The sequence below is a fragment of the Ligilactobacillus agilis DSM 20509 genome (assembly GCF_001436215.1).
GTDB lineage: Bacteria > Bacillota > Bacilli > Lactobacillales > Lactobacillaceae > Ligilactobacillus > Ligilactobacillus agilis.
On sequence record NZ_AYYP01000045.1, the window covers coordinates 1 to 220 of the forward strand.

The 220-nt window shown below is 44.1% G+C and carries 1 protein-coding gene; it reads left to right on the forward strand.

Annotation, left to right across the window (positions count from 1 at the left end):
• Positions 1-216, forward strand: a 216-nt coding sequence (locus FC14_RS05700) for a zinc ribbon domain-containing protein (protein ID WP_156655757.1), incomplete at its 5' end; no start/stop codon positions are given.
• Between the last annotated feature and the right edge of the window lie 4 nt (positions 217-220).

Consider the following 220-nt stretch of genomic DNA (forward strand, 5'->3'; position numbering starts at 1 on the left):
AAATGGTATGGCAAGGAGTTAATCTTAGCGGATCGTTACTATCCAAGTACCCAGCGGTGTTCCCAGTGTGGGCATGTTAAGGTCGGCGCAGATAAAGTCGGACTTGATGGCAACAAGAAACATGGAACGAAGCATAACGAGTATATTTGTTATGAGTGCGGGGCAGTTATGGAACGAGACGAAAATGCCGTGAGAAACTTACTTGCTTTACTGTAAAAAT